This is a genomic window from Brucella sp. HL-2, from assembly GCF_025846885.2.
Lineage (GTDB): Bacteria > Pseudomonadota > Alphaproteobacteria > Rhizobiales > Rhizobiaceae > Brucella > Brucella quorumnocens.
Genome location: NZ_JAOYTK010000012.1, coordinates 98122 through 121401, shown reverse-complemented (window position 1 = coordinate 121401; position 23280 = coordinate 98122). Strand labels below are relative to the sequence as shown.

The following is a 23280-nucleotide window of genomic DNA, read 5'->3' as shown; positions in this document are numbered from 1 at the left end:
ATTGCAGTAGCCGCCGAAACTTCAAACTGCTCGGCAGCTGCTCGACAGGATTTGCCCTGAGCGATGGCGCGGGTCACACGCTTGCGAAGATCAAGTGAATAAGCTTGCTGGAACATAGCCTTTCCTCCTGACCCAATGAATCATCAATCTAAAAAGCGCGAAATGCCAACAAATATCACCCTCTTTAACGATTCAAAATAATCGCCCCACGCTCTAAAGCTATTGAAATGGCGATACCGGGACGCAACATCGGGTTCTCCCTTGATCCAAAGGTATTTAAAGCATTTCCAGCAAAAGTGGGAACCGGTTTTGCGTTCGAAAATGCGTAAAAACAAATAGTTACAGCGGTTCCGACGATTCAATATTAACTGGAACCGCTGTAACTGAAGTGATTATACGGCATCTGGGGAAGTTTTCTAAGCCCAAGTTTTCGTGCAAGTTCAGATGATTGTTCGCTGAATTAGAGCGCCGTGCGCCCATTTGGGCGCACAAAGGTCGCTCTAACACTTTCAAATGAGAGCATAATTTTACCTTAAACTGATCCAAGTTTAAGGAATTATGCTCTAGTATCTCGAACTATTCTTGATCTTTCTTTGCGTGGCATATTTGTTGACAGAAGGGGATATTTGTCACTAGACAACGGCAGGTTCCGGCACCTGCCGCCTGCAGACTGATGTCTCGGTGAAGTTCGGCGATTTGATTGTTTCACCCTCGAAGCATTTCGTTGGTGGTAATGCAGGCATCCATCGCAATTGAAATGTGATTTGAGGAGTCTGTGATGCCTTCGGGACAATCACTCGATAATCGTTTTTTGCATGCTTCTCCGGCGCGCGTATTCTTGGCCAATGTGCTGCCCATGACACTCATCATGGTTATGAACGGCTTGCTGAGCGTTGTTGATGCCGTTTTTCTAGGTCATTTTGTTGGCGCTCGTGCGATGGCTGCGGTCAGTCTGGTGTTTCCTGCCGTCATGCTCACAATCGCGATGTCCACGCTTGTGAGTGGAGGCATGTCGAGCCAAATAGCAAGACAATTGGGTGGGAGCAGGATTGCAGAGGCTTCAGCAACGTTTGCCCGCGCTCATGGTCTGGCACTTGTTATTGCTCTGGCTTTGATTGTGCTCTTTTTTCTTGTCGGACGACCGTTGATCAATGGCATGGCGGACGGAGACGTGCAGCTTGCAGAAATGGCTTATCTTTTTCTGCTGATCACCATGCTTACCTTGCCTCTGCAATTCATACTTGGGCTTCATGCCGATGCATGGCGCAATGAGGGTAGGGCTGGCCTGATCGCTGTGATGTCTGTCGGGGTGACGCTCGCAAACATTGTGCTGAACTATATCCTTATTGCGCAAATGGGACTTGGTATAGCGGGATCGGCGCTGGGTACGGCTTTTGCGCAGGCGCTCGGCTTGCTGTTACTGCTCGGTTTCAGGCAATTCAGGCGAGGTGCAATATCGCTGGATGTTTTGTGGCGTAATTCTTGGGTCGAGGGCTGGGCACGTATTGCCGGACTAGGCACCCCATTAAGCTTGAGCTTCATCGGCATTGCATTGAGCACAGCCTTCGTGATCTGCGCGCTCCGGCTTTCTGAAGGCATGGATTACGCTTTGAACGTCGCGGCCTATGGCATTGTGATGCGAATTTTTGGCTTCACTTATCTGCCTTTGATGGCGGTGGCGCTCGCCATGCAAAGCATTGTTGGTAATAATGTTGGCGCGGGGCTTTATAAACGCTCGGATACCGTGCTGCGCATCGCGCTTACCACAGTATTCATTTATTGCCTCATCATCCAGATTGTTGTTCTGTCGGTGGGCAATTCCATAGGCCTGATCTTTGTCGATGATCTTGCCGTGAGCCATGCCGTTGGAGAGATCATTCGTCCGATGACCTATGTTTATCTCTTCATTGGGCCGGTTTTGGTTTTCGCGCTCTATTTTCAGGCAATTGGTCAGCCAGCGCGGGCAGCGATTTTGACACTGAGTAAACCGTTTGTGCTGCTCCCTGCTTTTGTCACAACACTCACAGCGGTTTGGGGTGGAAAAGCGATTTGGTTCGCCTTCCCACTGGCAGATTGCATGATCGCGGTTATAGCTTTTGCGGTTATGATCAGTGCTCTTAAAAAGCGAACGCCTGCCGGCGGGCTGGGCTTATCGCCCATCGCGTAGTTGTTGGTCGAACATAAAAACTAAAACTCCCGCCGGATTTTCATCAGGCGGGAGTTTTTAGTTTCATGAAGCTTAATAATAAGAGGCTAAGCTTTTCCGACTGCCTTCAGCGCAAATGCATAGGTGTAGGCGACTTCTTCCAGTCGAGAGAAGCGGCCTGATGCACCGGCATGTCCTGCATCCATATTGATGCGGAAGAGAACCGGATGATCATCGGTTTTGAGTTCACGCAGCTTGGCAACCCATTTCGCTGGCTCCCAGTAGGTAACGCGCGGATCGGTCAGACCAGCTACTGCCAAAATGCGTGGATAGGCCTGCGCGCTGACATTATCGTAAGGCGAATAGGCTGCAATGTTACGATAATCGGCCTCAGCGGTGATCGGATTGCCCCATTCCGGCCATTCTGGCGGCGTCAGCGGCAGCGTATCATCGAGCATGGTGTTGAGCACATCCACGAATGGAACTTCCGCGATGATGCCGCCAAAGGCTTCCGGTGCCATGTTGGCGATTGCGCCCATCAGCATCCCACCCGCCGAGCCGCCATGAGCAACGATGCGATCATGGCTGGTGAAGCCTTCTTTGACGAGATGCTCTGCTGCGGCGATGAAATCTGTGAACGTGTTGGTCTTCTTTTCACGCTTGCCGTTTTCGTACCACGCAAAACCTTTGTCTTTGCCGCCGCGAATATGCGCAATGGCATAAATGAAGCCACGATCAACAAGTGAAAGCCGTGATGTGCTGAAGCTCGCCGGAATGGTGATGCCGTAAGAACCGTAGCCATAGAGCAGGCATGGTGCAGAGCCGTCAAGCTGTGTGTCCTTATGATAAATCAACGAAACGGGAACCAGTTCGCCGTCAACCGCAGGCGCAAGGATACGCCGTGTTACATAGTCTTCAATATTGTGGCCGGAAGGCACTTCCTGCGTTTTGAGCAACGCGCGTTCACGCGTGTCCATATTGTAATCAAACAGCTGTTCAGGCGTTGTCATCGAAGAATAGGAGAAACGAATGACATCCGTATCGTATTCCGCACTGCCATGCAGGCCGAGCGAATAGGCTTCTTCATCGAATGCTATGGCGTGTTGCTCGCCGGTTTCACGATCACGGATAACGATGCGTGGCAGGCCATTGTCACGCTCCATCCAGACCAGATGTCGCTCATAGGCAGAATGCGAAAGGATCAGCCGTCCCGGTACTTCGGCGACGACTTCTTCCCAGTTTTCCTGCTGTGGTGCCGATGCAGGTGCGCGCATGATTTTGAAATCTTTGGCGCCATCGATATTGGTCAGAATGAAAAACTCATCGCCACCGGGCGCGATATCGTATTCGACGCCCGTTTTGCGGGCCATGATCAGCTGCGGTTTTGCAGATGGATCGTTGGCAGGCAACGACCAGCATTCCGAAGTCTCGTGATCATGAATATCGATGAAGATGAAGTCATCGAGCGCAGAGCCTCCGACGCCAAGGAAGAAACCGGGATCCTTTTCCTCAAAGATCAGCTTGTCCTGCGTCTGTGCCGTCCCGATCTCATGGTAGAAGACCTTTGACGGTCTGTGATTTTCATCCAGCAAAGTATAGAAGAAACCTTTGCTGCCAGCATCCCAACTGCCTCCGCCATTGGTATCAGTAAGAATGTCTTCAAGATCTGACATGCTGTCGAGATCACGTACCTTGAGCTTGTAGAACTCTGACCCCTTGTCGTCATATCCCCAGATCAAACGATTGTGATCGGGAGAATGGTCCGCAGATGCGAGGCGGAAATAGGCTTTGTCTTCTGCTTCCTTGTCGCCATCAAGCAGAATGGTTTCATCGCCGCCATCGCGTGGTGTCCGAATGAAATAGGGCTGTTCGCCGCCAGTCCGATAAGAGACGCCGTAAGCGAAAGGGCCATCCTTTGACGGAATGGATGAATCGTCTTCCTTGATGCGTCCGCGCATCTCGGCGAAAAGTTCTTTCTGAAGCGCATCCGTGTCCTGCATCAAAGCAGTCTGATAGGCATTTTCTGCGTCCAGATGATCGCGAATTTCGGGCGCCAGAACAGAAGGGTCTTTGAAGACTTCCTGCCAGTTGTCAGCGCGGAGCCATGCATAGTCATCGGTGCGGGAGATGCCGTGACGGTTATCCTTCGCTGGATGCTTTGGTGCTTTGGGTGGCTGAGGAGAATTGGTGTCGTGCGGCATGTAAAATCCAGTAAGAAGCAAATGAAATCAGTCCGAACTGTGCGAAGGTTCGGACTGTAAGAGCTAAGTTATTATTCTTGATCGAAGATCAGTGCGTTTCCGTTCATGCAATAGCGAAGACCAGTTGGCGCTGGGCCGTCCGGGAAAACATGCCCCAGATGGGCGTCGCAGTCGGAGCAGCGAATTTCGGTGCGGTTCATACCATAGGAATGATCTTCAAAGGCCGCCACGGCACCTGGCTCGATTGGCTGATAGAAGCTCGGCCAGCCAGTCCCGGATTCGTATTTCGCTTCCGATTTATACAGCGGGCGATCACAGCAAACGCAGCGGTAAGTACCGTGTAGGGAACTGTCGAAGTTCGGACTGGAGAACGCACGTTCAGTGCCGTGCTGACGGGTGATCTGGTACTGGATCGGCGTAAGCTGCTCGCGCCATTCCGCATCAGTCTTTATGACCCTCAGTGTGCGGGATTGATCGGCAGAGTTAGACATTTATATCTCCTCTCTTGTGCGAAGCCGTATGGATTGGACAGACGCACAGTGCAAATTGGGCATAAACTCTTCAACACACTACTAAATTGCTTGTGCATCTGAATGCCGGCATGTGCTCTGTGGTTCGTGGCAATTATATAGTTGGTGGATAAGCCAAATGCGAGCTGATCTGAGTGAAATATATTTTAGTTATGCCTTTTTGCTGCCCGACTCCTTATTCAAGGTCGCAATCAATAAATTGTGGTTGCAGTGGCAGTGGTAAATAGACTTGGCGGAAAAAATCTATTGCTTATGTGTGAGCTACAAATTAAGGAAGCGGCGGAAAAGAGATGCTAATCCCCCCATCTTCGAGAATATACGACAGAGCTGACAACAGCGCCGAATGCGTTTGGCTAGTTTGAATAGCGCTTGACGTTTTGTGTTTAAGTACACTGTATTTACACATCCAAGAAGAATTCGATTCTGTTAATGTAATGTGGTTTGACAATTCTATTGCAAATGGCACTATTCATTGTTATTTGCATCGCGGAATGAGTTGGGCAGGGCATAAGAATTTCGTGTAGACGGCAATCGGTTCTGAGAGTCGCAGTCTGCTTGAGCCAAAGCAAAGACAAAAAAAGGAAAAATAATGGAAAACCCTGAAATCTTCGACGAAAGCGCAGAGTTGCTTCTCAGCCTTACTGCTGATGTTGTTGCTGCTTATGTCGGAAACAACTCCATTCGTGCAAGCGAACTGCCTCTCCTGATTTCGGAAGTGCATTCTGCTTTCAAGCGTCACGTTGAGCGTGAAGAAGCTCCGGTCGTTGTGGAAAAGCCGAAGCCAGCCGTTAATCCGAAGAAGTCGGTTACTGACGATTACATTATCTGCCTGGAAGACGGTAAGAAGTTCAAGTCGCTTAAGCGTCACTTGATGACCCACTATAGCATGACTCCTGAACAGTACCGTGAAAAGTGGGACCTTGATCCTAACTACCCAATGGTTGCCCCTAACTACGCAGCAGCCCGTTCGCGTCTTGCTAAGAAGATGGGCTTGGGCCGTAAGCCTAAGGACGCGTAATAAGAATCTTGCTGAAGTGTGAAGCTGCGCTTTCGATATCGCAGTGATCATATTTTAGAGCGGCTCCAATTGAGACTGAATCGTTGGAATCGCTCTATGTATTTGTTGTTACGTATTATCCTGAGCAAACCCGCATCGCACTTTTGTTGGGAACGCTTTAATATTGGCCCGGAAAGCATGGAATTTTCTACATGCGTTTCGGGCCATTATTTTAAGTTTGGTTATTTTGCCGGTATTCGCCGTATATGTCCCCCGCCAAGACGATCAAATGCCTGCTTTAAGGCGATGTGGCGGTTGAGATCATAGCTCCAGTGACTGTTGACGCCTCTTAGACGTTCACGTTCAATCAGCCGACTGAGCTTGGTTTGTGCCTGCGCCCGCTCTGCGTCCGGTGCGCCTAGCAGCTTATCCATATCAATCCCAGCAATTATTTGAAGTGCTACACGCTGCATTGCGCACATGCGTTCTTCTTTTCGAGCAGTTAGAAAATTCCTGCTCGCTTCTTTCAGTGCAACTTCCATCATTTTGACCCTCATCAGTTTGTTTCTGGTTCGGGTGACAGGATCACTCATATTTGGTTCTGTTGGATAAGATTCCTATTTTATTTGTTTTCGGTGAATATGCGTTCATTTGCGCGTTGTAAAAAACTTATCCACGCTTGCAATTTCCTCATTATAAGAAGATATTCCTATTACGGTGAGGAAAGATGAATGTCTTTGGAACTAACAGATATCATCCATACCCGGGCTGAGGCTCTTGAGGTTCTAAACGTGATCGCAACGCGACACGGACGAGCGCTCAAGATCGATAATTCTGGTCGTGCGTTGGGGCGGAGGCGACAGGAAAAAAGCGTGGAACTTTGTGATGCACTGATCGATCTGTTGTCCGCATATTTTTCTGTTAGCGGTGCAGAACTGCGCTCGCCCTTGCGATGCAGACGGGAAGTCGCACAAGTCAGGCAGTTGGGGATGTATCTCGCACACACGTCGTTCGGAATGGTGATGAGCGAAGTTGCGGTCGGGTTTGCACGGGATCGTACCACAGTCATGTATGCCTGCCATCTGGTCGAGGACAGGCGTGATGATGAAGGTTACAATGCTATTGTTTCCACGCTGGAAAAGGTAGTCAGTTTGGGATTCTCGGCTTGGAGAATGGCGGCATGAGTGAAGTGTTTTCAACCACCGAAGCAAGAATCCTTCGCTTTTTGAAGCAAGGCGGATGTGATGTTCAGGACTCTGTACGTGATACGCACGTCCTGCTTGTGGGAGAACAGGGTACGATCGCTGCAACGCGTGTGGAACTCGAGGCGATGCAGAAGCGCGGCATCCTAAAGTGCGAAGGGCAACGCTTGGTGATCTCTGGGGCTACCCGTAGGACAGCGAGTAAAAGCTTAAAAACTGCGCGCAAGACAGAGACCGTCGAATTTGAACATGGGGAGAGGATTGAAATCAATCCGTCTGAATCCCCTTTGGCTAAGCTCTATCGTCTCCGCAATAGCGATGGCGAGACTTTCATTTCTGACGATGAGTTTCGGGCAGGCGAACGGTTGCGCTCCGATTTTACCCGTGGTTCCATGATGCCATCGATTTCGGCTCGATGGGATGTCGGCATTAGCAACTCAACGCGGTCGGGCTCAGGCGGAATGGCCGAACTCACCGATATTGCGCTTGCAAGTCGGATGCGGGTAGAGCGCGCATTGGAAGCAGTTGGACCTGAATTAAGCGGCGTCCTGATCGATGTGTGTTGTTTTCTCAAAGGTCTTGAGACTGTCGAGCGCGAACGTCAATGGCCGGTGAGGTCAGGAAAAATGCTGCTCAAGATGGGGCTTGCAATGCTGCATAGACATTACAATCCGCAAGGAAAAGAGCGTCCATCTCCCACGGTTCTGCATTGGGGAGCGAGTGATTATCGACCAACTGCCCATCCTGGCCAGGGTTGAATCGGAACGCATCCCGAAAAGTGTGAAACGGTTTTCGGATAAGATGCGCGGATTGACTGCATTGACCTGACCGAAAGTTTAAATAAAAAGCAGTCAAATACGGGGGTGAGAATGCAAAGCAGTCGGCAAAATCTGGAACGAGTTCTGTCAAAGCTGGAGGCGCGTGCGGGCGACGAACAGGTGTTCGGCACGGTCTATGCGAATGAAGCACGTGCTGAGGCCGATGCTTCAGACAAACGCCTGCAAGAAGGGTGCTCGCGCGGTCCACTCGATGGTCGAATTGTTTCGATCAAGGATTTGTTCGATGTGAAAGGGGAGCCGACATTAGCGGGTTCCGTCATTCGCAAATCGGCTTTGCATGCGCAGTGCGATGCAGTCGTCGTGCAGAGATTGAAAGATGCTGGCGCCGTCATTGTCGGCAAAACGCATATGACCGAATTTGCATTTACCGCGGTTGGATTAAACCCGCATTACGGCGTGCCGGGTAATGCGATTGATTCAAATAGAGTCCCCGGCGGCTCCTCCTCAGGAGCTGCGGTTTCTGGAGCTGAAGGCACCAGCGAGATTGCCATCGGTTCCGATACAGGAGGCTCCATTCGCATCCCTGCGGCTCTGAACGGCTTGGTCGGTTTTAAGCCCACCGCGCGCCGCATTCCCTTGGATGGTGCTTTTCCGCTCACGCCCGCTCTTGATTCAATCGGACCTTTGGCAAAGACTGTTGCCGACTGCATTCTTGCAGATGCTGTAATGGCTGGTGAAGCGCCCATTCTGCCAGAGGCAGCATCATTAAGCGGTCTGACTATAGGATTGCCAAAAGGGCTACTTTTGTCAGAGTTGGTGCCGGAGGTGGCGGCTGCGTTCGATTCCGCAATTTCAGTTCTGGTTGCAGCTGGTCTGCCGATCGTTGAACTGGAATTGGATGATCTCATTCTTCAACTACGCGATGCGACGCGCATCGGTTCGATCGTTGGCATCGCGGCCAGTCGTATTCATGCCGAAACATGGCTCAAAGACCCAGATGCGAATGTCGATGACAGGGTAAAGCATACGCTTTCAAAGCGGTTGAACGTCTCCGATGAGGACTTCGCGGCGTTGATGCATACGAGAACAAGGCTCGTATCTGAAGTGGATCAGCGGCTCGCTGGTATCGATTTTTTTGTGACGCCGACAACGCCGATTGTCGCGCCCACAATTGCATCGGTCAGCGAGGGTGCTGCGGAATATGATCGCGTTGAGGGGCTTTTGTTGCGAAATACGCAAATTGCCAATCAGTTCGATCTTTGTAGCATAACACTACCCCTACCAGTTACGGGAATGCCGGTCGGTCTGATGATGACAGCACGCAATGGAACCGACAGGCAGTTGTTGTCCGCAGCACTTTTAGTAGAGCAGTTGCTAAAGCATGTCGCAGTTAAATGAACCCATTTGAGCGCGACATGCTCTACAGCATAATTCTTTAAACTTGAATCAGTTTAAGGTAAAATTATGCTGTAAATATAAAGTGTTAGAGCGACCTTTGTGTGCCCAAGGGCGCGCACGGCGCTCTAGGCTGAAACTTTCAGCGCTTCGGCATCACGACGGATACGCGCAACCATGGAACGCAGACCATTTGAGCGCTGCGGTGTGAGGTGCTCATCAAGCCCGAGTTTTTTGAGCACTTCTTCTGGATCAGACGAAACGATTTCTGAGGCCTTACGGCCCGAATAGAAAGCCAGCACAATAGCGACCAGACCCCGCACGATATGTGCATCGGAATCACCAAGAAATTCGATAACCGGATCGTTGCCTTCATGCGGAATGGTTTTGAGCCACACCTGGCTGACGCAGCCCTGCACTTTGTGCACTGCATCGCGGGCGTCGTCTGGATAGGCTGGCAATTCCTTACCCAGATCAATCACATAACGATAGCGGTCTTCCCAATCGTCGAGAAATTCGAAGTCGGAGATGATGCTGTCGATGGTGGTAGTCATGATACTTGCCCGAAATCCATTTGGTATATGCGGCCTATATAGTGATAAAAGCCGCAAACGTCACGGAAAACCGTTAGTCTTTGTGGGAATTGCGCCGGTTGGATAATGCGTAAGAATAGATAGTTAGAGCGGTTCCGACGATTCGATCTTAGCTGGAACCGCTTTAAGCGTGCGCAGTGCCACTGAACGCGGCGTGGGAATCGGAACAACGTGTGATGGGCTTTGTGTCGGCTCCGCTGGCAGCTCGTTCTTTGCGATAATAGGCTCATCCGGTAGAGGCGCTTGTTGTTTCGCGCCGAAACGATCACTCAGATATTCGAGTATGCCGCCACTACGTTGGAGCATTCCGCTTGCGGCGTTCGAAAGGATTGATGTTCCGTTTTCACAGAATGATGGGTTGTTTACGCAGAGCTTGCCGATTTCCAATGCTGTTTTGCCATTGGCCAATAGCTGATCAACGGAGTCGGGCTCGCCTTTGGCCTGAACTGGAGCCTTTTGAGGTGGGGTTTTTTCGTCCGCAGGAAAGAAGTGCGGCATTACCATGAATGCCAGCGACAGCCAGATTACGGATTTGATGAGAAAACGGATCATTACGCTCGGGGGGTGTTGGCCGGGATTGGTGGGATCATTGTCCTCTCAATTTGAAAAGATTCCGTAACCAAGTCGTTAGAGCATAATTCCTTAAACTTGGATCAGTTTAAGGTAAAATTATGCTCTCATTTTAAAGTGTTATAACAATATCCGATGAGTGGGACTCATGGGATATTGGTTAAGCCCGTGTGGCGATTGAACCTTTTCAAGGCGTGATGCGTCAGCATCTCAGCGCCTTGGTGTTAGAGCGACCTTTGTGCGCCCAAATGGGTGCACGGCGCTCTAGAGCCTGTTCGAGGTGTTTTGTTGGCACTTCTCAATGTGTCGATATCCACCATCTGTTTACCATAGCGGAAAAACTCGGGCTCTGATCTGTCAGATTCTGCATAGAGACGCTCAACATGCTCTCGCTTTATCGTTTCTTTAAAGCCTCACCTGCAATTCTAGCGTCAACAGGCAGATCCCTGATGGACATGCCACGCGAGTATTGAGTGAGTAAGGCAAGTTGAACGCCATTCTTTTAAACGTAGCACAGACCGTAGGCACGCAGGTGCAGGCGCTTGCGCGTTTTCACGAACGTTTTTGCCAGCGCTGGGCCGAGCAGTCAGATGCTTTGACGATTCGTGTCGTCGGTTCGTTTATGCTCGTTCCTGTTCTCCTGTTTGCAGCAGTGCTTGCATCGGGCGTTACGACTGATTTTGCAGCGTTTGCTGTGCTCGCCGCCAGTTTTGCCGGTGCGGCGATGATTTTCTGTTCGTTGAGCCTTATGGGCTTAAGCGCCGGTGTTCTTGGTACACTGAACTTTGCAATCTATGGAGCGGCTCTTGCCGCGATAGGTGCGTTTGCGAATACCAGCAATATTGCTCTTTGGGTGATGGCAGCAGCATTGCCTCTTGAGGTCTGGTTTGTAAGCCGCAAGCCTTTGGCAACGTCCGCAGCTGTTGCGGCTGCAGGCTTGGTTCTCAGCGTTTTAGCACTGACAAGCAGTATTGCAGTTGCGGGTGGATCACTGGCCTCGCTGATCGTCGTGATGCTTTATATGGCGAGCCTCGTTGCTCGCAGCTTCACAATCAAAAGTGCTGTTGTCTCGAAGCCGCTCAATCAGCAAAAGCCAGTGGTGTCAAAAGGCGATGTTCAGCTCTCAATGGATTTTGAGGGTATCATTTCCGAAATTGACGCACAGTCGGCTGCACTTCTCGGCGTCGAACCTAAGATGTGCGAAGGCGTGGCATTCATCGACCGCGTTCATGTCGCTGATCGGGTAGAATATCTTTCACTTCTTGCAGACTTGCGTTCGGGGCGTTCTACGCGCCCGGCGGATATACGCCTGCGTACGCTTGAAAATGGCAAACCGGTTTTCCTCACTTTCCGCATGGAAGGCGTAGCTAGCAATGGCGTCATTATACTCGTTGGGCGCTCGCTTGAGGGTGAACAGAAGCTCATCGACGAAATCAATACGCTGAAGGCGCAACTTGAAGCCGAACGCATCGGCAAAGGCCGTCTACTGGCAACGGTAAGTCATGAACTGCGCACGCCGCTGAACTCAATCATCGGCTTCTCAGATATGTTGTCGCATGAAATGGGCTGTCAGCTGCAGAATGAAAAGCAGCGCGAATATGCAGGCCTTATTCATAAGTCGGGCCATTATCTGCTCGAACTGGTGAACTCGGTTCTTGATAACTCGCGGCTTGAAACCGGCACTTATTGCATTGAACCGCAGAGCTTCAATTTCCGCGATGCGGCTGAAATGTGTGCCGCGGTCATGCTCCCACAGGCTGAAAAGAAGGGCCTCGCTCTTTGCCATCGCGTAAATGCGACTACGGGAGAAGTGGTCGCGGACCGTCGTGCAGTGCAGCAGGTTTTGCTCAATCTCACAGCCAATGCGGTAAAATTCACGGAACCAGGCGGTTGCGTCACAATCGATGCGTCCCGTGTGATTGTCGGTGGCCGGCCTCAACTCGAAATCGTCGTTTCCGATACTGGTATTGGTATCGATCCAGAAGACATGCAGCGCATTGGATCGCCATTCGTGCGGGCCGACAATAATTATACACGCGCGCAAGAGGGAACTGGTCTTGGCCTGTCAGTGGTCAAGGGCCTGGTGGAACTGCACCAGGGCACAATGCAAATTAAAAGCTGTGTCGGCGAAGGAACGGTCGTAACCGTTCACTTGCCAGTGGCCGGTCCGCAAAAACTGTACGAACAGGAATCTTTGGGAGCAGAAGATCAACAGCAACTTGGCACGGTGATTGATATGCACCGTCACCAGGGAGAACGGAATAATGAGTGGCAGAAAGACGAAGTCCGGGAACAAAGCCCAGAGCGGATCGATGCGCAAACCCGCAAAACAGCATAGTCTCGGTCGCCGCCTGCTCAAATTCTTTTTCAGCTCGGCTTCCGCGCTGGCGATTTTCGCTGGCGATTTCATTGTACGTAATCCCGTCTTAACCGGCGGCGCAACTGCGTTTGCCGTAGTATTGGGCTTTGTTTCGGCCAATGCGCTCTGGTATCAGCCGGAAGCACATAATGCCGTCTTCTTTAAAACGCGGGCGGACTTCGTCTTCAAGGCGACACCGCGTGCAGTTCTGCCCGGAACGGCTGCTGTAACTAAAACCGAAGAGACACCAACGAATACTGTAGGTACAGACACGCCTGAGTCGACCCCGTCGCAACCACAGACCGAAGCCGCAGAACTGTCTCCGGATCGCCTGCAAGTGACTGGCTCTATCGATGAAATGCTGCCTGCACTTGCGCCTAATGCCGATATTGAGATCGCACGGCTGCAGCAAAGATTGCTGACGCTCGGTATCTACCAAGGCGCAGTTGATGGCTTCACTGGGCCGCAGACGCGTGAGGCTATCGATCGTTGGCAGGCTCTCCAGAAGAAGGTCGGTGTTCCGGCGCAAAATAGTGCAACTCAGATGGCAAATGAGGATGATGTGGCCAAGGTTATCGACCTGGCCGTACCGTCACCCCGTCCTGAGCCTGCAGTTATGAAAGTCGATGCAACCGCCAAACGCGCGCCGGATCTTGCTTCGCTGGAACGCAAGCCAGCACAAGAAAAGAAGCAGATGGCGGTCACGCCGGCTGTGCAACAGCAAGCTAAGATTTCCTCACAGGACATCGTTCGCGTGCAGGCCGGTCTGAAAGCCTTTGGTAATGAAATGGTGAGCGTTGACGGTGTGCCCGGTAAATCCACACAGGATGCAATTCGCGAATTCCAGAAGCTGTTCAACTTGCGTGTAACCGGCGAAGTTGATGCTGCGTTGATCTCTAAAATGCGTGAAATTGGTCTCATAAGTTAGGGTCTGTTGAGAATTAGGATTTGGAGACCGGTATGAGAGAAAATCGTTCAGCTTCAGCAGCAAAGCCGATGGTGGAGCATATCTCCATCAAGGCTTTGCGACGCAAAAATGGGGTATTATCACCATATCCTTCGGACGCGGCGAATTTCACTGCAGAATGCGTCGAACAGGCCCTCATGGTGTTTACACCACTTCGGCCGTCTCGTCAGTTCTGCAACAAAATGCGTGCATGCGACGCTGGAAACCCAGAGCATTTCCTGTTTAAGATGAATCGTTAGAAATGCTCTATCTGTTTGTTTTTGTGCAAGTCTTTTTCCCAAAACCGGTTCTCACTTTTGGGGGACATGCTCTAGTTTTCAACAAACCCTATGCCGGGTGACACATGCGTCTGACATCGGATTTCTGGGTCTCAGCATTGATACGCAAAGTACAGAGCGAGGGCGGTTTTGCGTATCTCGCCCGCCGAGGTTCGAAAGAAGCGGGCGCTATCTTCATCAAACTCAGTTCACGCTTCGGCACCTGCGACCTCTACTCGCCAGCTCCGCAAACGTCCTATGAAGAGAATACTGATGGAGAACGCATGTTTTTGCGCATTCTCCATGATGTTGACGACATCAGAGCAAGCGAGCGCATGGAGCGCGAAGTTCGCTTTGATCCTGATCTGTGGCTGATTGAGTTAGAAGATGTGGCCGACCCGGCGAGCCTATTTTCGATTTCACCGGATAATTTATAGGCTCGTGCGCATTGTTGCCGGGCTTTCGTCGGCAGCGGTTGCCATCTCGCGTAACTTACTGCGCAGCAGTTTCGACATATCATCGGCCTTCCAGCGACGGACAAGCATCATCGCTTTCTCGCGGTCAATGGAACGGTAGATCTGAATGAATTCGCGCAGACTATGGCGGTCCGCCGCAACTGGACCCAGGATTGCTGACATCGTCATGAAGCATTCGGCAGCTGAAAGCCCGAGTGCACGCAAAGCTATAGGCAGGTATGATTCCGGCCACTGACCGATGATGCGATCCGCACGTTCAAACGATACGTCCAATGAATCGGCCAATGCCGTGCGGAAAATCTGATCATCAATCAGCAGCGCCGTGTCTATAAGATGTTCAGGTCCTGAAAGCGCACTCGTGCCAAAAAAGGACGGCTGTTGGGATGAACCGTCATTTGCTTTTTCATTGATGCTTAAACCGACCGAAGTGCTTGGCCTATCGGTTTCAAGGCCGGCAAGGTTTTCCTGCAACGCCAACAAGCGATCAATCGCCGGATCAGCGAAGCTTCGCAGGACACCTTTTAGAATTGGGTCATCAGATTGCCTGCGCGCGATGGCACGGGCATGGGCAAGGCCATTCTTACCGATGATCTCGACGAGATCTTCTGACCGGAGAACTAGAGAACGCAAAAGGATAGGTGCGGATATCTCAACAGGTTCGTTTGCCAGCGACAGGACAAGACGGCGCGGTGCGTCTTCGATATGCGCGAGCGCATGTGCTGCTTGCCGTTTGCCGCGCATGGTAGCGCGTTCAAGAAGCGGAAATGTCAGGTCTTCGAGCTGATGAGCTTCCTGGCGTCCGGGGCGCGTGATCGAGGCAAACGCAGCTATTGCAGCGACCAGAAGGTCGTCTACTTTGCTGCCATCAGCTCTTGATTTTGATTGGTTCCGATTACCTGAAATCTCTTCCAGGACGCGGAACTGATCGTTTGTCACGCAAGGTACTCCGGTAGGCTAAAACTATTAACGCGGCCTGCCGCATGTCGGCAGATTGGATAATAGGTACGAAGCCTTAGCAACTCATTAACCGTGAGTGAGAAAGCGTCTGTTTTGCAGGTAGTTAGAGCGGTTTCAGTCCCGCTTTTGGCTAAAATGCTTTAACCCGCTTCATATGGTAGACAACTGGCTTGGGTGAAGAAGTTCTTCACCTGTTGCTGCCAGCTTGCATCTGGAATGAAACTCCGCAGGACAACTGCTGCCTCGCTAACATCCTGTTCGATAATGATGGAGCGACCATCATTCTGCACGCCCTCGGCGCGAAGAGCCGCAATGCCGATCGGATCAGCGATGATCAGATCAAGCTCGCGGTCTGTCGATACATTGTCGTTGAGGCTGTAAAGATTATCGCCATTGGGCGCATAAACAGACAGCGACCAGAAAGGCAGATTGCCCTCCGCGGTGATATGTACCGGCCCATCCGTGAGATCGAAGCGGCATGCTGCCTGTTCCATCAGCGGATCCTGATCACTTACCAGTCCTGATTTCTCAGATAAATGATGAAAGCGATAGGCATCACCCAAAGCTTCTAAATGCGACCAGGCATTTTTGCTGGAGTATAGCGGGACGAGCAACAGAACGGCGATATGTACGATAGCGGCACCTACCAGACCAAGAAGCAACAGACGGAGGAGTTTAGCCACGGCACGCCTCCACATTTGCAACAGGCACAATACGCGGCATGACAAGATCAACCAGTCCGGAAGAGCTTGCAGCGGGTGTGTCGTAGAGCGTCATGACCAGCACAAAATTGCCGCTTCCTTCGACCGGAAGCCAGTTGTCGGGGCTGGCATTCGGCCCGATGGTGACTTGTACGCTACCGTCGTTGTCGTAAAGCACTTCGCGTGAGTGGAGTGCTGGCTGGAGGCCAGCGCGGGGTTTTATCGGTTCCAGATTGGAATTGGCCGGATAGAGGGTCCAGAAACGCGCGGACGGTGTGAAACCGCTCAGACGGTAGCTGCATCCGCTTTTAAGCTCACGTCCGTTGCTATCGCGGCGCGCATAAAAGGGAAGCCCTTCCGCAGTTCCCAGTGCGAGATAGGCTTTGCGCGCGGCACGTGCCTTGGAATAAGGGTCAGCATCGGTTGTGCCAGACGCCGGATAGGCATTCCATGCCCCAAGCTGCAATTCGCCGAAGCCGTCAAAATGGTCGAGTGTGTAATCGGTTGCCCATATGCCGCCGCCAAGCGCAATAGCCAATACCGTCAAGACTTTGAGAATTGTTTTCAGCATTCTAGAGCGTTTTTGGTTTAGTTTTGGTCATTAGAAATGCTCTATCTCTTTGTTTTTGCGCACATCTTATTCGGAAAACCGGTTCCCACTTTTCGGGATGTGCTCTATGCTCAAAGTACCGATACTTTGGTGCGTCCGGCAAGAGCCGGAACAGGCGGTGCGTTGCGGAATTTGTCGTTAAGCTCCTTGAGCGCTTTCGTGGCTACTGGCGAGAGGACACGTGGTGGCGCCACCATCATTTCGTCCGGCTTATCTGTCGAGGCAATTTTGGGGGCAGTCGTCTTTACTGGTACCGGGAAGGCCGGCGTAATACCCGGTATCGGCTTCAGATCGATATTCTGATGGGCATAGCTCATCATCCGCTGCCAGGCCATGGCAGGCAGAACGCCGCCGGTCAGATCTTTCATTGGAGTAAAGTTGTCATTGCCAAACCAGACTGCGGCAGTGAAGTTGCCCGTAAAACCTACAAACCATGCATCGCGATAATTCTGCGTCGTTCCGGTTTTGCCGCCGACGCGTGTCATCGGCAATGCCGCACGGCGAGCCGTGCCGCGTTCAGGAACCTGCACCAGCATGGAATTCATCTCGAAAGCGGCTTTCTCGGACAAAGCGCGATGAGGCTTGGGTGCATCGCGGGTGAAATCCCAGAGTACCTTGCCCTCCGACGAAACGATTTGCGTGAATGCGTGACGATTGCCAGCCATGCCGCCATTCGGGAACACGTTGAAGCCTGTTGCCTGATCCATCACGGTCATCTCAGACGTGCCAAGCACCATCGTCTTGTGCGAAGAAATCGGCGATTCCACACCCATGGCTTTGGTCAGCGCCACAATAGGAGCTGTGGTTAGATGATCGCGGGCTAGTCGCACTGGAACAGAGTTCAGTGATCGCACCAGTGCAGTTGTCAAATCAACACGACCCGCGAAACTGCGACCATAATTGCGGGGAGACCAATTGCCCCAACTAATCGGTGCGTCGGAAACAATTGTGCTAGGCGTCAGGCCCTTTTCCATTGCTGCCGCATAAACGTAGGGCTTAAACGACGACCCAGCTTGGCGGAGTGCCTTTGTCGCGCGATTAAACTGGCTTTCGCCGTAATCACGTCCACCGACAAGCGCGCGCACCGACCCATCATTTGCGATAACAACGGTTGCAGCTTCGGAAACATTATATTCCTTGCCGTGCTGGCGGAGATGAAATTCGAGTGATTCTTCGGCAGCTTTTTGAAGGTTGCGGTCGAGTGTCGTGCGCACGGTCAGCGTATGTTGCGGTAGTTTCCCCGCAACCTTTTTCACTTCTTCAAAAGCCCAGTCGAGGAAATAATCTGGACTTTCATTCTTGGCGCGATCGATCACACTTGCTGGATTGCGGCGCGCAACTGCGACCTGACCATCGCTCATGAAGCCGCTTTCCACCATGTTGGAAAGAACGACGTTTGCGCGTGCACGTGCGGCCGGAAGATTGACATGCGGTGCAAATTTGGCGGGCGCTTTGAACAGGCCTGCCAGCATTGCGGCTTCGGCAAGGTTCACATCCTTGATATTCTTACCGAAATAAAACTCGGATGCCGCCGCTATCCCAAAGGTGCCGCCGCCCATATAGGCACGGTCGAGGTAAAGCTGGAGGATCTCTTTCTTGGTGAGATTGCTTTCAAGCCAGAGAGCGAGAAACGCTTCTTTGATCTTTCGCTCGAGGGTGCGTTCGTTGGAAAGAAACAGGTTTTTGGCCAACTGTTGCGTGAGCGTTGAGCCCCCCTGAACAACACCATTGGCACGGAGGTTCTGGCTCAGTGCACGACTAAGGCCCCAGAAATCGATGCCGTAATGATCGAAAAAGCGTCGGTCCTCTGTGCCGAGGACGGCCTTGATGACATGATCGGGAAGTTCATCAATCGGTACAGCCTGGCGATGCAAGATACCGCGCTGGCCAAGCTCGTTGCCGTAGCGGTCGAGAAATGTAACGGCATAATCGTCCTGCGCGCGCCAGTCTTTCTTGGTTTCTTCGAATGCGGGCATGGCAAGCCCCAGCATAACGACAGAACCTATGACGCCGAGGGTGAAACTCTCATCCAGAACTTCCACGACAAGGCGCCGGAAGCCGCGTACACGAAAGCGACGAGAGAAGATGGCGATATTTTCCCACCACTCCCCGGCGTAAAAACGAAGATTGTAGAGACCAGAATCGATCCAGGCATCAAGGCCAATCAAACGCGAAACCCGGAATGGTTTGCGCTTTTGCTCTTCAGGATCTTTTTTCGCCGTTTTACGCATAAACTCTACTTCGGCACCGAGAAAATTGGGAGACGAGCAAAACCTGCCCGTCAATCATAACAGATTAATAAGCGAGAACTCACGTTAATTAGTAAACGAAATCCATAAAACTTTTGGGAAAAAAATCAGAAATAGGAAAATAGTCCTTGACGGCGTAACGGTGGTTTGCTATCAATCAGATACAGTCAAGAAAGTGTGACTGATGCTGATACAGCCTCGATACCCCCGGCTTTATCAGCACCCAAAACCCCGGAAGCAAATTGCTTTCGGGGTTTTGCGTAAAAAAGAGGTTCAAACTTACTACAAAGCATATTGGGCAAAGCTCTTTGAAAACGCGGAAAATTGACGAGTGCCGTGAGGCTCGGGTCAGGCTGGCTTTTCGCCTGCAAATGAAACACGCCGTTGCCGTCAATGAGATAGCACAGGTGATGGGCTGTTCTGAAAGACAATATCTTTACTGGTTAAAATGTCTTGGTCTTGATGAGCAGATATTCACCAAGCCATCCGGTACGGAAAGTGCCCTGCAACGGTTGCAATCGGAACTCAACAAACTGATCGATGGCGATGAACTACCGGATAAGAGCAAGGCCGAAGCCCTGATGGCGCTGGCCAAGGCTGTTAAGACTGTCGGTGAGCTCGCTTCCGAAACGGCTCCGTCCGAACAAGGTCGCGACACCGGCGCGCTGGTGAGCTTGAGTGAAATTAGTCGGGCTTTGGCACTCATTGACAGGAGAATTGACGAACTTGCACAAAGGCGCGCGCAAGAAATTCTGGGGCGCGGACTTGACGCGACAACAGATAATGGCGGCGGAATGCGAATGGCTGATCAAGGCGCGTGACGCGCAATTGCCGCCATCGGGTGACTGGCGGATCTGGCTAATTCTTGGTGGGCGCGGTTCCGGAAAAACAAGGGCAGGCGCCGAATGGGTGTCTGGTATGGCGCTCGGGCTCAAACCTTTCGCAGCGCGGGCCTGTGGACATATTGCACTTGTCGGTGAGACTTTTGCCGATGCGCGCGAGGTGATGGTGGACGGTCCATCGGGTATTCTGTCTGTCTCACGTGCCAGTCGCCCACGTTATGAGACAACACGTCGGCGGCTCCTCTGGGATAATGGTGCTGTGGCATCGCTCTATTCCTCCGAAGACCCGGATAGCTTGCGTGGTCCACAATTTGATGCCGCATGGTGCGATGAGTTGGCGAAGTGGAAGAACCCGCAAGCCACATGGGACATGCTGCAATTTGGGCTCAGACTGGGTGATTTTCCCCGCCAGGTTGTGACAACGACGCCACGTGCAGTGCCATTGCTGAAAACGCTGATGACCGACAATTCAGTGTCCATGACACATATGCGGACATCAGAAAATGCCAGCAATCTGGCCGAAGGCTTCATGCAGACCATCAATCAGCATTATGCCGGCACGCGGCTTGGACGGCAGGAACTGGATGGAGAGCTGATTGAAGAACGTGCGGGTGCTTTGTGGTCGCGGGAGCGGATCGAACAATGTTTCGAACGGGAAGCGCCACAGCTTGTGCGTATTCTGGTGGCCGTTGATCCACCCGCTTCCTCGGGCAAGTCATCGGACGCCTGTGGGATAGTCGTTGCCGGTCTTGATGAAAATGGCGTGGGCCATGTGCTTGCTGATGCAAGCATGTCCATGGCCAAACCGCATCAGTGGGCACGACGCGCGATTGCGCTCTATCACAGCTTTGAGGCGGATGCGATTTTGGCCGAAGTCAATCAGGGGGGCGAGATGGTTGCGGCAGTTCTTTCGGCAGAAGACGTCTCTGTGTCTGTTCTGATGCGGAGGGCATCGCGTGGCAAGTGGTTGCGCGCGGAGCCGGTGGCAGCACTCTACGAACAAGACCGGGTTCGACATACCGGACGCTTTCCGGCGCTTGAGGATGAAATGTGTGATTTTGCGCCCGAAGGACTATCAAGCGGACGTTCGCCGGATCGGCTCGATGCGCTGGTTTGGGCCTTGGGTGAGCTAATGCTTAATGCAGATCGAAAGCCGCGTATCCGCCGCTTCGGTTGAAAATTCAGAGAAATTGGAGAGCCAATATATGGCGTGGAACTGGCCGTGGCGCAGAAGTGCCGCGAATGCACCCTTGCATTCTTATGACGGACGGCAGACCAAGATGGCGAACGGCTTTGTGGCCTTGCATATGGAACGTGGGCCTTCGTGGATCGCGCGGGATTATATATCGCTCGCCCGCGAAGGGTTTATGCGCAATCCGGTGGCGCACCGCTGCGTGCGTCTGATTGCAGAAGCGGCGAGCAATGTGCCGTGGTTGCTTTATGAAGGCTCTACCGAACATGAAATACATCCCTTGCTTGATCTCATTGCAAGGCCCCAGGGAGGATTGGACGGTAGCAGTTTCTTCGAGAGGCTTTACGGGCATCTGCTGATTTCCGGTAATGCCTATGTGGAGCGTGTCGATTTGCCGAGTGGTCGCATGGAATTGCATCTTTTGCGGCCTGAGCGGGTAACACTTGAAACATCGAGCGATGGCTGGCCGCAATCGCTGATCTATCGTTCTGGCAACACAAGCAGAGCCGTATCGCTTTCTGGATCGACCGCTTCTGGGCTGCATCTTAAATTGTTCCACCCGCTGGACGATCATTATGGATTTCCGCCGCTGGAAGCAGCCCTTATGGCGCTCGATATTCACAATGCGGCTGGTGCCTGGAACAAAGCTTTGCTGGATAATTCTGCTCGTCCATCCGGTGCGCTGGTTTATGCACCAAAAGACGGTGGCAATCTAACGGAAGAGCAGTTTGAGCGGCTTAAGGTGGAGCTGGAGGAAGGATATACGGGAGCATCAGGCGCGGGGCGTCCGTTGCTTCTCGAAGGTGGGCTTGACTGGAAGGCCATGGGCTACAGCCCGCAGGATATGGATTTCATCGAGGCAAAGAACGGTGCTGCACGTGACATCACACTGGCTTTTGGCGTGCCGCCGATGCTGCTCGGTATTCCGGGCGACAATACTTACGCCAATTATGCAGAAGCCAATCGCGCCTTCTATCGCCTGACTGTTTTGCCACTGATCAACCGCACGGCCAAAGCGCTGGGCTGCTGGCTGGGGCCACTGTTTGGTGATGATCTGAGACTTGAGCATGATTCAGACCGGATTGAGGGATTGTCCCTTGAGCGCGAGTCCTTGTGGCGGCGTGTCTCGGAGGCTTCGTTCCTGAGTGACGATGAAAAACGCGATGCAGTTGGTTATCAGTCGCGTGCAGAAAGGAGAACGCCATGAGCAATCTGAGCGAAACCGTCCTAACTTCTGATGCGACATTGGTGTGGTTCGCAAAAATTGCTGGAGCCGTGGCAGGTTCCGCAGTCTCGCTCGCCTATATGTTGCCGAACGGCAAACGCGAGGCAGCGATACGTTTCGCAGTCGGTATCATATGCGGGATGGTTTTTGGCGGCGCAGCAGGGGTGAAGATCGCAGAAACGCTGTCGCTACAGGCCCTTCTTGGACGGGCGGAACTGATGTTGATGGGATCGACTGCTGCAAGCCTTGCCGCATGGTCCGCGCTCGGCGTTCTCAAGCGACTTGCTGAACGAGTAAAGCAGGCGCCGCTTCCCGGATTTCCATTTTCTGAGAGGAACAGGAATGAAAAGTCCTGAATTCAGGCTTGAAACCAAGCGTGCCTCTCTTGCTCTGGAAGAGGTTGAAATTGACGGCAGCTTCTCAGGCTACGCCAGTGTCTTTGGTCTGCCTGACCTTGGTAATGACGTTATCGAAAAGGGCGCATTTGCGAAGTCGCTTTCATCGCGAAAGTCATCTGGTGTACGTATGCTGTGGCAGCACGACGCTGCCGAACCGATAGGTGTCTGGACAGATATCAGGGAAGATGCCCGCGGGCTTTATGTCGAAGGCAGGCTTGCCAAAGGTGTCGCGCGGGCACGCGAAGCGCTGGAGCTGATGCGCGCGGGTGGACTTGATGGGCTGTCCATCGGCTTCCGAACGGTCAAGGCCCGCAAGGATGGGCGTACCGGCTTACGTCACATTGTTGAAGCGGATCTATGGGAAATCTCGGTGGTCACGTTTCCGATGCTGCCACAGGCGCGGATTAATAACCTGAAGGCTGATTTGCCAACAGTCAGACAGTTTGAACGCTGGCTCACGCGGGATGCGGGGCTGAGCCGTTCCTCTGCACGTACGGTTATAGCAAAAGGCTATGCAGCACTTGCAGCTTTTCACGACAGGAACGGGCGGGAAGCCATCCAGTCAGACAACGCAGGTCTCGCACAGCGTATGCGCGCCGCCTGCAACATGATGTCTTTTAAATAATCAGGATCA

At 52.2% G+C, this 23280-nt stretch carries 23 protein-coding genes; 14 read left to right on the top strand and 9 right to left on the bottom strand.

The genetic code is table 11. The features are described 5' to 3' along the window. Nucleotides 1-778 precede the first annotated feature (778 nt). The gene (locus OIV19_RS14675; RefSeq protein ID WP_264232092.1) at nt 779-2167 is read left to right on the top strand and encodes an MATE family efflux transporter; all 1389 of its coding nucleotides are present in this window, start codon (nt 779-781) and stop codon (nt 2165-2167) included. Nucleotides 2168-2253: 86 nt separating this feature from the next. On the opposite strand, the gene OIV19_RS14670 is transcribed toward OIV19_RS14675, so the two are convergent. Continuing rightward, nucleotides 2254-4347: a S9 family peptidase gene (locus OIV19_RS14670; RefSeq protein ID WP_264232091.1), complete on the bottom strand. Its 2094-nt coding sequence runs from the start codon at nt 4345-4347 to the stop codon at nt 2254-2256. A gap of 71 nt (nt 4348-4418) precedes the next feature. Beyond that, nucleotides 4419-4838, bottom strand: coding sequence for a peptide-methionine (R)-S-oxide reductase MsrB (msrB, locus tag OIV19_RS14665; RefSeq protein WP_095446247.1), 420 nt, complete (start codon nt 4836-4838; stop codon nt 4419-4421). A 628-nt stretch (nt 4839-5466) separates the two neighbouring features. On the opposite strand from msrB, the gene OIV19_RS14660 reads away from it, so the two are divergent. Then, entirely contained in the window at nt 5467-5895 is a 429-nt protein-coding gene (locus tag OIV19_RS14660; protein ID WP_024897256.1) for a Ros/MucR family transcriptional regulator, read from the top strand. Between the two features lie 221 nt (nt 5896-6116). Here OIV19_RS14660 and OIV19_RS14655 read toward each other — a convergent pair whose 3' ends face one another. Next, on the bottom strand, nt 6117-6419 hold the full coding sequence (locus OIV19_RS14655; RefSeq protein WP_264232090.1) for a cytoplasmic protein: 303 nt from the start codon (nt 6417-6419) through the stop codon (nt 6117-6119). A 192-nt stretch (nt 6420-6611) separates the two neighbouring features. On the opposite strand from OIV19_RS14655, the gene OIV19_RS14650 reads away from it, so the two are divergent. From OIV19_RS14650 to OIV19_RS14640, 3 genes are all read left to right on the top strand, one after another. Then, entirely contained in the window at nt 6612-7058 is a 447-nt protein-coding gene (locus tag OIV19_RS14650; RefSeq protein WP_095447856.1) for a helix-turn-helix domain-containing protein, read from the top strand. Continuing rightward, nucleotides 7055-7834: a DUF6456 domain-containing protein gene (locus OIV19_RS14645; protein ID WP_264232089.1), complete on the top strand. Its 780-nt coding sequence runs from the start codon at nt 7055-7057 to the stop codon at nt 7832-7834. Before OIV19_RS14650 ends, OIV19_RS14645 begins: the two co-directional genes overlap by 4 nt. A gap of 111 nt (nt 7835-7945) precedes the next feature. Continuing rightward, nucleotides 7946-9253 carry an amidase gene (locus OIV19_RS14640; RefSeq protein ID WP_264232088.1) on the top strand — a complete coding sequence of 436 codons (1308 nt, stop codon included), beginning with the start codon at nt 7946-7948 and terminating at the stop codon, nt 9251-9253. 125 nt (nt 9254-9378) lie between these two features. Here OIV19_RS14640 and OIV19_RS14635 read toward each other — a convergent pair whose 3' ends face one another. Both OIV19_RS14635 and OIV19_RS14630 read right to left on the bottom strand, forming a co-directional pair. Next, complete coding sequence (locus tag OIV19_RS14635; RefSeq protein WP_264232087.1) at nt 9379-9804, bottom strand: SufE family protein; 426 nt, start codon at nt 9802-9804, stop codon at nt 9379-9381. 123 nt (nt 9805-9927) lie between these two features. After that, complete coding sequence (locus OIV19_RS14630; RefSeq protein WP_151091400.1) at nt 9928-10395, bottom strand: hypothetical protein; 468 nt, start codon at nt 10393-10395, stop codon at nt 9928-9930. A gap of 505 nt (nt 10396-10900) precedes the next feature. Here OIV19_RS14630 and OIV19_RS14625 point away from each other — a divergent pair. From OIV19_RS14625 to OIV19_RS14610, 4 genes are all read left to right on the top strand, one after another. Next, a complete protein-coding gene (locus OIV19_RS14625; protein WP_264232086.1) occupies nt 10901-12751 on the top strand; it encodes a sensor histidine kinase in 1851 nt (616 codons plus the stop codon). Then, a complete protein-coding gene (locus OIV19_RS14620) occupies nt 12726-13700 on the top strand; it encodes a peptidoglycan-binding domain-containing protein (protein WP_264232085.1) in 975 nt (324 codons plus the stop codon). Before OIV19_RS14625 ends, OIV19_RS14620 begins: the two co-directional genes overlap by 26 nt. 32 nt (nt 13701-13732) lie before the next feature. Then, entirely contained in the window at nt 13733-13978 is a 246-nt protein-coding gene (locus tag OIV19_RS14615; protein ID WP_264232084.1) for a hypothetical protein, read from the top strand. A 104-nt stretch (nt 13979-14082) separates the two neighbouring features. Further along, complete coding sequence (locus tag OIV19_RS14610; RefSeq protein ID WP_264232083.1) at nt 14083-14433, top strand: DUF1491 family protein; 351 nt, start codon at nt 14083-14085, stop codon at nt 14431-14433. On the opposite strand, the gene OIV19_RS14605 is transcribed toward OIV19_RS14610, so the two are convergent. From OIV19_RS14605 to OIV19_RS14590, 4 genes are all read right to left on the bottom strand, one after another. Beyond that, entirely contained in the window at nt 14428-15408 is a 981-nt protein-coding gene (locus OIV19_RS14605) for a DUF2336 domain-containing protein (RefSeq protein ID WP_264232082.1), read from the bottom strand. The genes OIV19_RS14610 and OIV19_RS14605 overlap by 6 nt on opposite strands. A gap of 161 nt (nt 15409-15569) precedes the next feature. Further along, nucleotides 15570-16112 carry a DUF1254 domain-containing protein gene (locus OIV19_RS14600; protein WP_095446258.1) on the bottom strand — a complete coding sequence of 181 codons (543 nt, stop codon included), beginning with the start codon at nt 16110-16112 and terminating at the stop codon, nt 15570-15572. Then, nucleotides 16105-16701, bottom strand: coding sequence for a DUF1214 domain-containing protein (locus tag OIV19_RS14595; protein WP_264232081.1), 597 nt, complete (start codon nt 16699-16701; stop codon nt 16105-16107). Before OIV19_RS14595 ends, OIV19_RS14600 begins: the two co-directional genes overlap by 8 nt. A gap of 110 nt (nt 16702-16811) precedes the next feature. Beyond that, nucleotides 16812-18971 carry a penicillin-binding protein 1A gene (locus OIV19_RS14590; RefSeq protein WP_264232080.1) on the bottom strand — a complete coding sequence of 720 codons (2160 nt, stop codon included), beginning with the start codon at nt 18969-18971 and terminating at the stop codon, nt 16812-16814. A gap of 389 nt (nt 18972-19360) precedes the next feature. On the opposite strand from OIV19_RS14590, the gene OIV19_RS14585 reads away from it, so the two are divergent. The 5 genes from OIV19_RS14585 to OIV19_RS14565 are packed head-to-tail and all read left to right on the top strand — an operon-like array spanning nt 19361 to nt 23271. Continuing rightward, nucleotides 19361-19810 (top strand): hypothetical protein, encoded by a 450-nt coding sequence (locus OIV19_RS14585; RefSeq protein ID WP_264232079.1) that lies wholly within the window; start codon nt 19361-19363, stop codon nt 19808-19810. Further along, nucleotides 19773-21008, top strand: a complete 1236-nt coding sequence (locus OIV19_RS14580; RefSeq protein ID WP_264232100.1) for a terminase large subunit domain-containing protein — start codon at nt 19773-19775, stop codon at nt 21006-21008. The genes OIV19_RS14585 and OIV19_RS14580 overlap by 38 nt, the downstream gene beginning before the upstream one ends. A 28-nt stretch (nt 21009-21036) precedes the next feature. Further along, complete coding sequence (locus tag OIV19_RS14575; RefSeq protein WP_264232099.1) at nt 21037-22230, top strand: phage portal protein; 1194 nt, start codon at nt 21037-21039, stop codon at nt 22228-22230. After that, nucleotides 22227-22604: a DUF6107 family protein gene (locus tag OIV19_RS14570; protein WP_264232078.1), complete on the top strand. Its 378-nt coding sequence runs from the start codon at nt 22227-22229 to the stop codon at nt 22602-22604. Before OIV19_RS14575 ends, OIV19_RS14570 begins: the two co-directional genes overlap by 4 nt. Continuing rightward, nucleotides 22591-23271, top strand: a complete 681-nt coding sequence (locus tag OIV19_RS14565; RefSeq protein WP_264232077.1) for an HK97 family phage prohead protease — start codon at nt 22591-22593, stop codon at nt 23269-23271. Before OIV19_RS14570 ends, OIV19_RS14565 begins: the two co-directional genes overlap by 14 nt. Nucleotides 23272-23280: the final 9 nt, after the last annotated feature.

What these genes read in the sequence shown, in the direction of transcription:
- OIV19_RS14675 (WP_264232092.1), top strand. Translation starts at nt 779, where the DNA reads ATGCCTTCGGGACAATCACTCGATAATCGTTTTTTGCATGCTTCTCCG.
- OIV19_RS14670 (WP_264232091.1), bottom strand. Translation starts at nt 4,347, where the DNA reads ATGCCGCACGACACCAATTCTCCTCAGCCACCCAAAGCACCAAAGCAT.
- msrB (WP_095446247.1), bottom strand. Translation starts at nt 4,838, where the DNA reads ATGTCTAACTCTGCCGATCAATCCCGCACACTGAGGGTCATAAAGACT.
- OIV19_RS14660 (WP_024897256.1), top strand. Translation starts at nt 5,467, where the DNA reads ATGGAAAACCCTGAAATCTTCGACGAAAGCGCAGAGTTGCTTCTCAGC.
- OIV19_RS14655 (WP_264232090.1), bottom strand. Translation starts at nt 6,419, where the DNA reads ATGATGGAAGTTGCACTGAAAGAAGCGAGCAGGAATTTTCTAACTGCT.
- OIV19_RS14645 (WP_264232089.1), top strand. Translation starts at nt 7,055, where the DNA reads ATGAGTGAAGTGTTTTCAACCACCGAAGCAAGAATCCTTCGCTTTTTG.
- OIV19_RS14640 (WP_264232088.1), top strand. Translation starts at nt 7,946, where the DNA reads ATGCAAAGCAGTCGGCAAAATCTGGAACGAGTTCTGTCAAAGCTGGAG.
- OIV19_RS14635 (WP_264232087.1), bottom strand. Translation starts at nt 9,804, where the DNA reads ATGACTACCACCATCGACAGCATCATCTCCGACTTCGAATTTCTCGAC.
- OIV19_RS14630 (WP_151091400.1), bottom strand. Translation starts at nt 10,395, where the DNA reads ATGATCCGTTTTCTCATCAAATCCGTAATCTGGCTGTCGCTGGCATTC.
- OIV19_RS14620 (WP_264232085.1), top strand. Translation starts at nt 12,726, where the DNA reads ATGCGCAAACCCGCAAAACAGCATAGTCTCGGTCGCCGCCTGCTCAAA.
- OIV19_RS14615 (WP_264232084.1), top strand. Translation starts at nt 13,733, where the DNA reads ATGAGAGAAAATCGTTCAGCTTCAGCAGCAAAGCCGATGGTGGAGCAT.
- OIV19_RS14610 (WP_264232083.1), top strand. Translation starts at nt 14,083, where the DNA reads ATGCGTCTGACATCGGATTTCTGGGTCTCAGCATTGATACGCAAAGTA.
- OIV19_RS14595 (WP_264232081.1), bottom strand. Translation starts at nt 16,701, where the DNA reads ATGCTGAAAACAATTCTCAAAGTCTTGACGGTATTGGCTATTGCGCTT.
- OIV19_RS14590 (WP_264232080.1), bottom strand. Translation starts at nt 18,971, where the DNA reads ATGCGTAAAACGGCGAAAAAAGATCCTGAAGAGCAAAAGCGCAAACCA.
- OIV19_RS14585 (WP_264232079.1), top strand. Translation starts at nt 19,361, where the DNA reads ATGAAACACGCCGTTGCCGTCAATGAGATAGCACAGGTGATGGGCTGT.
- OIV19_RS14580 (WP_264232100.1), top strand. Translation starts at nt 19,773, where the DNA reads ATGGCGGCGGAATGCGAATGGCTGATCAAGGCGCGTGACGCGCAATTG.
- OIV19_RS14575 (WP_264232099.1), top strand. Translation starts at nt 21,037, where the DNA reads ATGGCGTGGAACTGGCCGTGGCGCAGAAGTGCCGCGAATGCACCCTTG.
- OIV19_RS14570 (WP_264232078.1), top strand. Translation starts at nt 22,227, where the DNA reads ATGAGCAATCTGAGCGAAACCGTCCTAACTTCTGATGCGACATTGGTG.
- OIV19_RS14565 (WP_264232077.1), top strand. Translation starts at nt 22,591, where the DNA reads ATGAAAAGTCCTGAATTCAGGCTTGAAACCAAGCGTGCCTCTCTTGCT.